We start from the raw sequence: 8,252 nt of genomic DNA, 5'->3' as shown, positions 1-8,252 counted from the left end.
CCGATGAAGGCATCAAGCTCGTCGGTGGCATCGCACAGTTGCCCACCAACACACCGACCGAAGAGCAGTTCCGATTGGCCGTGGAGATGGCACGGCGAGGTGGGAAGGGGTTCAAGGTGGTGCACAAACGCTGGGTGGTGGAACGGACCTTTGCCTGGCTCTTGAACTTCAGACGGCTGAAGGTGGACTACGAGGAGTGTATGCCGATCTCCGAGGGCTTTATTGATGCGGCTGGGAGCTGTATTTTGCTGAATAGGTTGTGCGCTTGACGCCGGGCGATGCACACGCCACACCCCAGAAATTGGGCTTCAAACAGCCTCTCAGATGCGCCCCTCCACCACATGCTCGTCGAAGAACGCCATCACGCGGTTCCAGGCGTCCACACTCGCTACCGCATCAAAGTTGGGACCCTGGTTAGCAAAGGAATGTTTCGCGCCCTCATACATTTTAATGTCGTTGGGGACGCCCGCCGCCGTCAGTTCGTCCCGCAGCGCCTCGCCCTGCTTGCGGGTCACGTCCTGGCCGGGGTAGCTGCCCACCACCGGACAACTGCGCCGCACGGCCTCTAGCGGGCGCGGGTTGAAGCCGTAATACGGCGCGATGGCCTTGACGCGGTCATCGGTGCAGGCCATCGCCACCGCCAGGCTGCCCCCCAGGCAAAAGCCCACCGCCCCCAGCCGCGAGGCGTCCACACCCGGCAGCTCACCCAGCACGGTCAGCGCCTGCCGGGTGTCCTGCACCCCCTGGTGTTCCAGTGAATTGAGGAAGATGCCCGACAGCATGCGGGTCATGCACACCACCCGGTTGTGCCCGGCGAACAGGTCCACCGCCAGCGCCACGTAACCCGCCGCCGCGAAACGGTCCGCGATGCCCCGGATGTCGTCGTTCAGGCCGAAGGCTTCATGGATGACCAGCACGCCCGGCGCATTTCCGTTCGTGACGGCGGGGCGCGCGAGGTAGGCGGGCAGGTTGCGGCCATCCGACTGGACCTGAACGGTCTGGGCACTCTCTGAAGAGGTCATGGTGCAAAGGTAGCGCCATCCTCCGCCCGCCCGTTCAGCTGAAGGTAAATCGCAAGAGATAGTCCGCCAGCGGTTCCATCCCCACCGCTGCCCGCCGTCCATCCACGTCACCTGCTTCCAGCTCGAACGGCTGACCGTCCAGCTTGATTTGCGTGCCGTAGCGCTGCGCTCTGCCCCCACGGATGCAGATGCGGTCATGCAGGTAGGCGGCGTGGCGGGGATCGGCTTCCTCTGGCGGAAGTGTCAGCAGCAGGGCCAGCACCTCCCTTTGAAAGGCCAGATCGGGAGAGTGCTGGGCCAGCAGCCAGGCGGCAGTCGCGCCGTCCTCGCCCACCAGCAGGCAGGAGGGCCAGCCGTGCGCGGCGAGACTGTCCCGCAGCAGCGCGGTGCTGCCCGTGTCAAAGGCCAGCCACGCGGCGGCGTCCAGCGGCCCCGTCCGTAGCTGCCGGTCTGCTGCCATTCGTTGCAACAGCCGCCCCCTCAGCTCCAGGTTCACCCGCCGCTCAGTTGCCCGTCCACCGCCGCCAGCGCGAAGGCGTATTCCTCCGCCGCCTCGTTCAGGGCGTCGTAGCGCCCGCTGCTGCCGCCGTGGCCCGCGCCCATATTGGTCTTGAGGACCAGCGTGCCGCTGCCAGGCTGTTCCAGCGTCCGCAGCCGGGCCACGTATTTGGCCGGTTCCCAGTACGCCACGCGCGGATCGTTGAGACCGGTGGAGACGAACAGGTGCGGGTAGACGCCCGCCTTCAGGTTGTCGTAGGGGCTGTAGGCGCGCATGCTGGCGTAGGCTTCCGGCTCATTCGGGTTGCCCCACTCGTCGTACTCGCCGGTGGTCAGCGGGATGCTGGCGTCCAGCATGGTGCTCAGCACGTCCACGAACGGCACACCCACGAAGGCCGCCTTCCACAGCTCCGGGCGCAGATTCACCGCCGCGCCCATCAGCAGGCCGCCCGCGCTGCGGCCCATCGCCAGCAGATCGGCGGCCACGCCCGCCTGCCGCAGGTGTTCGCCTGCCGCTACGAAATCGGTGAAGGTGTTCATCTTGTGGCCCCGCCGCCCCGCGTCGTACCACTTGCGCCCGCGCTCCGAACCGCCCCGGATATGCGCGGTGGCCCAGACCCAGCCCCGGTCCAGCAGCGGCAGCCGGGTCATGGCAAAGGCCGGGTCAACGGGATAGCCGTAGCTGCCGTAGCCATACAGCAGCGTCGGGGCGGGCAGGGTGGTGTCGCGGCGGCGCACCAGGCTGACGGGCACGCGTTCGCCGTCCGGGGCGGTGGCCCAGACCATCTCCGAGACGTAGTGGTCAGCGTCGTAATTCGGGACGGGCGTGGCCCTGACCAGCGCCGTGTCCAGCGTGTTGAGGTCCAGGTCCAGATGTTCGGTGGGCCGGGTCAGGCTGCTGTACAGGATGCGCGCCGTGGACGTGTCGTAGACGTGGTTGCCGCCGATACCCACGGTGTAGCTGTCTTCCGGGAACTCCACCCGGCGGGCTGCGCCGTAGCCGTCCGCCGTGCGCGGCAACACCCACAGCCGCGTGAAACCGCCCTCGCGCCCGGAGAGCAGCAGGTGCCCCTTGAACAGGTGCATCCCGGTCAGGTAGCGCTCGGCGGTGTAGGGCAGGACCTCAGCGGCATTCTGGAGGTCCATGTTCCCCTGTTTGGGCAGCCTCACCAGCTTGAATTCCTCCGCGCGCCCGGCGTTGGTCAGGGCCAGCCAGTAGTCGCCGCCGTCGGCCAGCATGGCCTCGGTGCCCCGCTGGCGCGGCAGAAGCATCTGCGGACGGGCCTGCGGGTCACGGGCGTCCAGCGCCAGCCATTCCTGCGCCATGTTGGCGTGGCTGGCGAGCAGCAGCGTCTCCCCGTTCTCCGACAGGGACGCGCCCACACGGAAGGTGGGGTCATCCTCCTGAAGCAGCAATTCGTCGGCGCTCTGCGGTTGGCCCAGCGTATGCCGCCAGACTTTATGGGGGCGCTGGGTGTCGTCCTCGGTGGCGTACAGCAGGGCCGAGCTGTCGGCGTGCCAGGCCAGCGTCCAGCCGCTGAGTCCCGTCAGCGCGGCCCCGGCCAGTTCGCCGGTCCGGGTGTCCAGCACGCGCAGCTCCCAGACCTCCTGCCCGGTCCTGTCCAGCAGGTAGGCCCAGTACCGCCCGTCCGGGCTGGGGCGGGTCAGGTGGACCCACACGTTGTCCAGCCCCTCGCGCTCCCTCAGCGCGTTCAGGTCCAGCAGGGTCTGTTCTTCTGAAGACTCTGCGTCGCCTCCGGCCAGCGGGCGGCGCAGGAAGACCGGGTGCGCCTGGCCCTCCCGCGTGCGGGTGAAGTACAGCCAGTCACCGTCCTGCACGGGTGGCTGCTCGTCGTCCTCCTGCACATGCGACAGGAGTTCCTTGTAGATGATGGCCTGCACATCCCGCAGCGGCGACATCACCGCGTCCAGATGGGCGTTCTCGGCCTTCAGGTACGCCAGCACCCCCGCGTCGGCCTTGCCGCGCGTCTTGAGCCAGTGGTAGTCGTCGGGCCGGGTCTCGCCGTGCATGGTGTGGGTGACGGAGTCGCGCTCTGCGGTGGGGGGCCGAGTCTCTGAAGGATCAGGCATAGGCAAAGGGTAACAGTGGGCGGGGCGGGTGGAGGGTAGCCTGCGCCCATGTTCCGCCGCGATCCCGTAAAACTGGCCCTGGTACGCGTCTCGGAAGTGTTGAACGCAGATACCCGCCCGCTGTTGAGCCTGACCCGCGCGGTGTTCCGGCGCGGCGGCGTGCTGGCGGTCTCGCGCGGGGAAAATGAGGTGACGCTGTCGCTGGGCGGCGTGGAGACGGGCGGCGTTTTTGAACTGGCCAGCGTGAGCAAGCCCTTTACCTCCGCGCTGGCCGGGGCGCTGGTGGAGGCGGGGCGGCTGGACTGGAACGCGCCGCTGTCCCGCCTGGGCGGCCCGCTGCGCCGCCTGCCCGCCCACCTGACGCCGCTTGCTCTGGCCACCCACACGGCGGGCCTGCCGATGCACCCGGCGCGGGCGGCGGTCACGGTCTTCACGCGCTTTCACGACCCCTACGGCGGCATGGGCGCGGCAGAGGTGATCGCCAGTGCGCGGCGCTGGTCCAGTCTGGGTGGGGCACACGTCTCCCGCACTCCACGCTTCGCGTACTCCAACCTGGGCGCGGGCCTGCTGGCCCTGGCCCTGGCCCACGCGGCGGGCGAGGAGGCCAGCGCGGCGGGCTACGGGCGGGCGCTGGGCGACTGGGTGACCGGGCCGCTGGGCCTGGGCGTCGGCCTAAGTCCGGCGGGCACGGTGGTGCGGCCCTCGGGCTGGCTGGGCGGCGGGGGCGTGACGGGCTTCGGGCCACTGGCCGGGGCGGGGGGGCTGTTCGGCACGGCGGCGGACCTGCTGAGTTTTGGCGAATCCAGGCTGGACAGGCCGTCCCCAGCGCCCCTCAGACCGCAGGGCCTGCCGCGTCACCTGAGCGGCGTGGCCCTCGGCTGGATGGTCTCTGGATCAGAGGGCGAGGTGCGCTGGCACGACGGACTGGCGCGCGGCACCCGCAGCGGGTTGGGCTTCAATCTTCAGTCCGGCGCGGTGGTGGCGCTGCTGGCACGCGGCACCGACTCACCGCTGGGCATGCGCGGGGCCATGCCAGCGCTGCTGCTGTCGCTGCTGGGGGCGGGTGGGGCTGGAGGATGAACTGGGCTGGCCACTGGGCTTGCCTCTGGGCTGGCCCTTCTTCCCTGCCCCGGAAACGACATCCCCGGAGGCCAGCGGATCAACGTCGTCATACCAGGGGCACAACTGTCCATATCCGCTCAGGTCAGCCCACCAAGCGCTTGTGCCCGGCCATATTGCAAGCCCATGGGGCACATGCTAGAGTCCTTTTCGCCCGTGGCCAGGCCGCAGGCAACACCAGAGGGCGTGGGGCCATAGCTCAGCTGGGAGAGCGCGTCGTTCGCAATGACGAGGTCAGCAGTTCGATCCTGCTTGGCTCCACCACAGAAAGTCCGTCTATGACGGGCTTTTTCTTTTGGGCAACAGGCATTCTGGGTCAGAGCACTTGCCAAAAGAGTTCTCTACCTTTGACCGAACAAAGTGAGTGAATTTGGCTAAGTATTTGGGACTGGCACAGCTCCGAGAGAGAGGATGGAAGCATCGGGAGTCCCTTTTTCTGGTGCTGTCATTCGGACAAATGCTCTCACCGCAAGCCGCATGACCTCGCGTGGCCCAGTGGGTGGCGCGTCACTCAGGTGATCCGGTGACCTGGCCATTCCCCGCGCCAGCACTGGCCTCGCCGTGGCCTATCCTGGCTCTGGCCCGGCAAACACGCTCCGGAACTGCTGCGCCACCCGCTCGAAACCCTCAGCCGCTTCGCCGGTCACGATCACGCCGTACATCAGCGCATCTACCCCCACACGTTTCAGAAGGCGCAGGTCGCCTGCCGTCAGGCGTTTCTGGGTTGGCATGATCAAAGGCGCGCTGGTGGCGGCCCGCAGCCTGCCCAGCAGCAGCAGATCGGCGGCGGTCATCGGCTCCCCGTACTGGGTGTGGGGCACCACCGAGGCCTCCAGCATGGCCCCCTGGGGCAGCGCGGCGGCCCAGTCCAGCGGCGTCCGGTCATCAAAGGCCAGCAGGACCTCGACGTCTGCTTCAAAAATCGACGCGGGCAGGGCGTGGGCATAGCCGCTGACGAAGTCGATCCCCAGTTCGACCGCCAGATCCAGCGCCTGCTCGACGTGCGAGACGTTTGACCCCAGCACCGCACCAATCGGCAGACCCGGTGCCAGATCGCGCAACCGGGGAATCACCTCCCGCTGCACGTGCAAAGACGGGGCCACCTTGCCACTGGCCCGGTGGGTCAGACCAAAGTGGACTTTCAGCGCATGCGCCCCGCCCCGGAGCGCCGCCTGCGCGTAGGCCAGGTCATGGTGGGGCAGGCTGGCGATCAGGGCCAGTTCACCTCGCTGGCGGGCCACCCCGATGGTCTGCGACAACAGCCGCCCCGAACGTTCAGCACTCCTTTCCATCTCCAACCCCTCCTGGTTTGAGTGACACGATGTTGACATTTCCCGCTCCATTTTTGATAATACGCATAATCAACAGCCAAATGGAGGTTCCTATGAATCGTTCCGTCTTCGCCATCGGTCTCTGCGTCCTGCTCGCCGTGCCTGTCGCCAGCGCCCAGAAAGTCAACCTGCGCTTTTCCACCTGGGCCGGGGGCGAGGGGCTGACCCTGCTCCAGCAACTGGCCCAGGAATACAACGCCCAGACGCCGAATGTGGGGGTCACGGTGGAAGTCACGCCGTTCGCGGACTACGCCAGCAAGGTGGCCGTGCAACTGGCCTCCGGCTCCGGCCCGGACGTGGGCTGGCTGGCCGAGCAGAGCGTGCCGAGTTTCCTGAAAAGCGGTTCCCTCAAGGACCTGAGCGCCCTGACAGGTGATCCAGCCTTTAATCTGGCCGATTTCCCGGTCAGTGCGCTGTCACTGTGGAAGCAGGGCAAGGGCGTGTATGGCGTGCCGTTCTCGAACTCCCCGCAGGTACTGTTTTACAACAAGGACCTGTTCAAGCAGGCCGGGGTCAGCACGCCGCTCCAGCAGTACGCCAAGGGCGGGTGGGACTATGCGGCCTTCCGCAGCTCGGCCAAGACCGTCAAGGACAGGACTGGCGCTTTCGGCGCGCGAATCATGCGGGTGGACACCAAGGCCTGGAACAGCGGCACCCTGGGCGTGCTGTGGTCCAACGGCGGCAACGTCTACGACAGCAATTTGAAGTGTGCGATTAACAGCCCGGCCAGCGTGCGCGCCTTTCAGTTAATGTACGACATGACCTTCGGGGACGGCTCGGTGCCGCGTCCCGGTGACCAGACCACCTTCCAGGGCGGGCGGCTGGGCATGTACATCGACAACGTGAGTTTCAGCGCTCAGCTCAAAGACGCCGCCTTCAAGTGGGGCGTCGCGCCGCTGCCCAAGGGAACAACCGGGCGCGTCACGCAGCTCGGGCAGGCGGGCTATGTGGTCTTTGCCAGGTCCTCGCGTCCGAATGAGGCGCAGGCTTTCCTGAAGTTCCTGGCCTCCCCTGCCGTGATGGCGCGCACCGCCAAGTTCTTTCCGCCGCCCCGCAAGAGCGTGCTGACCAGCAAGACGTATCTGGGCAGCAACCCCGCCATCCCCGCCGCCGAACTCAAGACCGCGCTGGTCAACCAACTGGGCAGCGCCCGCGTGTTCAAGACCAGCGACAACTTCCTGCGCGCCAACGACCTGTTCGCCAGCGGCATCGAGCGTCTGTATCAGCCGGGGGCGAACATCGGTAACGTGCTGAACGATATCTGTAAAGGTGTAGACGGGTTGTGACGGTTGGCGCGCGCCCGGCGCGGCGCGGTCTAACCCGGTCCGGGCGCGAGGGCCGGCTGGGCTGGCTGATGGTCTTGCCCTACGTGCTGGGGATGCTGCTGCTGGTGACGGGGCCGCTGATCGCGGTGCTGGGCATCTCCCTGACCCAGTGGTCTTTGCTGGACAGCCCGCGCTGGGTGGGGGCCAGGAACTACCTGCGGCTGGCGAATGATCCGGCCTTTGTGCGCAGCGCCGGGGTTACCGCCGTATTCACGCTGGGGATCCTGGCCGTCAACATCAGCGCGGCGCTGGCCCTGGCCTCGCTGATGAACACCCGGCTGCGCGGCATCGGGATCTTCCGCACGCTGGTCTTTTCCCCGGTGGTGATGCCGGTGGTGGCCTGGGCGCTGGTGTGGAAGTTTCTGCTGCAACCGCAGGGACCGGTCAACGCGGGCCTGCAAAACCTGGGAATGGCCGACAGCAACGTGCTGTTTAACCCATCCACGGCGCTGTGGACGGTGATCGTCATCGAGGTCATCAAGGCGGTGGGCCTCAACGCCGTGATCTTTCTCAGCGCCTTGCAGGGCGTGCCGCCCGAACTGCACGAGGCCGCCCGGCTGGACGGGGCGACGCCGTGGCAGGCGTTCAGACGCATCACCCTGCCGCTGATCTCGCCGACGTTCTTTCTGGTCTTTATCATCACGCTGATCGGGGCATTGAAAGTGTTCACGCCGATCTTCGTGCTGACCGGCGGCGGCCCGGCGGACTCCACCACCACGCTGATCCTGTACATGTTCAAGCAGGGTTTCCAGTTCTTCGAGTTCGGCTACGCCAGTGCGGTGGCCGCCGTGCTGTTCGTGCTGGTGCTGGCCCTCACTCTGGCACAGTGGTCCCTGCGAAAGCGCCTGGTGTTCTATGAGGACTGA

At 67.0% G+C, this 8,252-nt stretch carries 8 protein-coding genes and 1 tRNA gene; 5 read left to right on the top strand and 4 right to left on the bottom strand.

Going from position 1 to position 8,252, the window contains the following annotated elements; all coding sequences use genetic code 11:
* Positions 1-269: transposase (locus Q322_RS24960; RefSeq protein ID WP_156952927.1), on the top strand; the 269-nt coding region annotated here is incomplete at its 5' end.
* 51 nt (positions 270-320) lie between these two features.
* On the opposite strand, the gene Q322_RS0107010 is transcribed toward Q322_RS24960, so the two are convergent.
* The 3 genes from Q322_RS0107010 to Q322_RS0107000 are packed head-to-tail and all read right to left on the bottom strand — an operon-like array spanning position 321 to position 3,611.
* Positions 321-1,022 carry a dienelactone hydrolase family protein gene (locus tag Q322_RS0107010; protein ID WP_029477125.1) on the bottom strand — a complete coding sequence of 234 codons (702 nt, stop codon included), beginning with the start codon at positions 1,020-1,022 and terminating at the stop codon, positions 321-323.
* A 34-nt stretch (positions 1,023-1,056) separates the two neighbouring features.
* Complete coding sequence (locus Q322_RS0107005) at positions 1,057-1,482, bottom strand: DUF6624 domain-containing protein (protein ID WP_342667658.1); 426 nt, start codon at positions 1,480-1,482, stop codon at positions 1,057-1,059.
* 32 nt (positions 1,483-1,514) lie between these two features.
* Positions 1,515-3,611, bottom strand: coding sequence for a S9 family peptidase (locus Q322_RS0107000; RefSeq protein ID WP_029477122.1), 2,097 nt, complete (start codon positions 3,609-3,611; stop codon positions 1,515-1,517).
* Positions 3,612-3,659: 48 nt separating this feature from the next.
* Here Q322_RS0107000 and Q322_RS0106995 point away from each other — a divergent pair, with 48 nt between their 5' ends.
* Together Q322_RS0106995 and Q322_RS0106990 are read left to right on the top strand one after the other, a co-directional pair.
* The gene (locus Q322_RS0106995) at positions 3,660-4,691 is read left to right on the top strand and encodes a serine hydrolase domain-containing protein (protein WP_029477121.1); all 1,032 of its coding nucleotides are present in this window, start codon (positions 3,660-3,662) and stop codon (positions 4,689-4,691) included.
* A 227-nt stretch (positions 4,692-4,918) separates the two neighbouring features.
* Positions 4,919-4,994: transfer RNA gene (locus tag Q322_RS0106990), tRNA-Ala, on the top strand.
* 302 nt (positions 4,995-5,296) lie between these two features.
* Here Q322_RS0106990 and Q322_RS0106985 read toward each other — a convergent pair.
* Positions 5,297-6,022 (bottom strand): hypothetical protein, encoded by a 726-nt coding sequence (locus tag Q322_RS0106985; RefSeq protein WP_029477119.1) that lies wholly within the window; start codon positions 6,020-6,022, stop codon positions 5,297-5,299.
* Positions 6,023-6,114: 92 nt separating this feature from the next.
* Between Q322_RS0106985 and Q322_RS0106980 the strand changes: the two genes are divergently transcribed.
* Positions 6,115-7,347 (top strand): ABC transporter substrate-binding protein, encoded by a 1,233-nt coding sequence (locus Q322_RS0106980; RefSeq protein ID WP_029477118.1) that lies wholly within the window; start codon positions 6,115-6,117, stop codon positions 7,345-7,347.
* The gene (locus Q322_RS0106975) at positions 7,344-8,252 is read left to right on the top strand and encodes a carbohydrate ABC transporter permease (RefSeq protein ID WP_029477117.1); all 909 of its coding nucleotides are present in this window, start codon (positions 7,344-7,346) and stop codon (positions 8,250-8,252) included. Before Q322_RS0106980 ends, Q322_RS0106975 begins: the two co-directional genes overlap by 4 nt.

This window comes from Deinococcus frigens DSM 12807 (assembly GCF_000701425.1).
GTDB classification, from domain to species: domain Bacteria; phylum Deinococcota; class Deinococci; order Deinococcales; family Deinococcaceae; genus Deinococcus; species Deinococcus frigens.
Note: the sequence above shows the minus strand (reverse complement) of the source record. Positions and strands in the feature narration are given on the sequence as shown.

Bases quoted from the DNA above. Each gene is read 5' to 3' on its own strand.
- Q322_RS0106985 (WP_029477119.1), bottom strand. From the start codon at position 6,022: ATGGAAAGGAGTGCTGAACGTTCGGGGCGGCTGTTGTCGCAGACCATC.
- Q322_RS0106980 (WP_029477118.1), top strand. From the start codon at position 6,115: ATGAATCGTTCCGTCTTCGCCATCGGTCTCTGCGTCCTGCTCGCCGTG.
- Q322_RS0107000 (WP_029477122.1), bottom strand. From the start codon at position 3,611: ATGCCTGATCCTTCAGAGACTCGGCCCCCCACCGCAGAGCGCGACTCC.
- Q322_RS0107010 (WP_029477125.1), bottom strand. From the start codon at position 1,022: ATGACCTCTTCAGAGAGTGCCCAGACCGTTCAGGTCCAGTCGGATGGC.
- Q322_RS0107005 (WP_342667658.1), bottom strand. From the start codon at position 1,482: ATGGCAGCAGACCGGCAGCTACGGACGGGGCCGCTGGACGCCGCCGCG.
- Q322_RS0106995 (WP_029477121.1), top strand. From the start codon at position 3,660: ATGTTCCGCCGCGATCCCGTAAAACTGGCCCTGGTACGCGTCTCGGAA.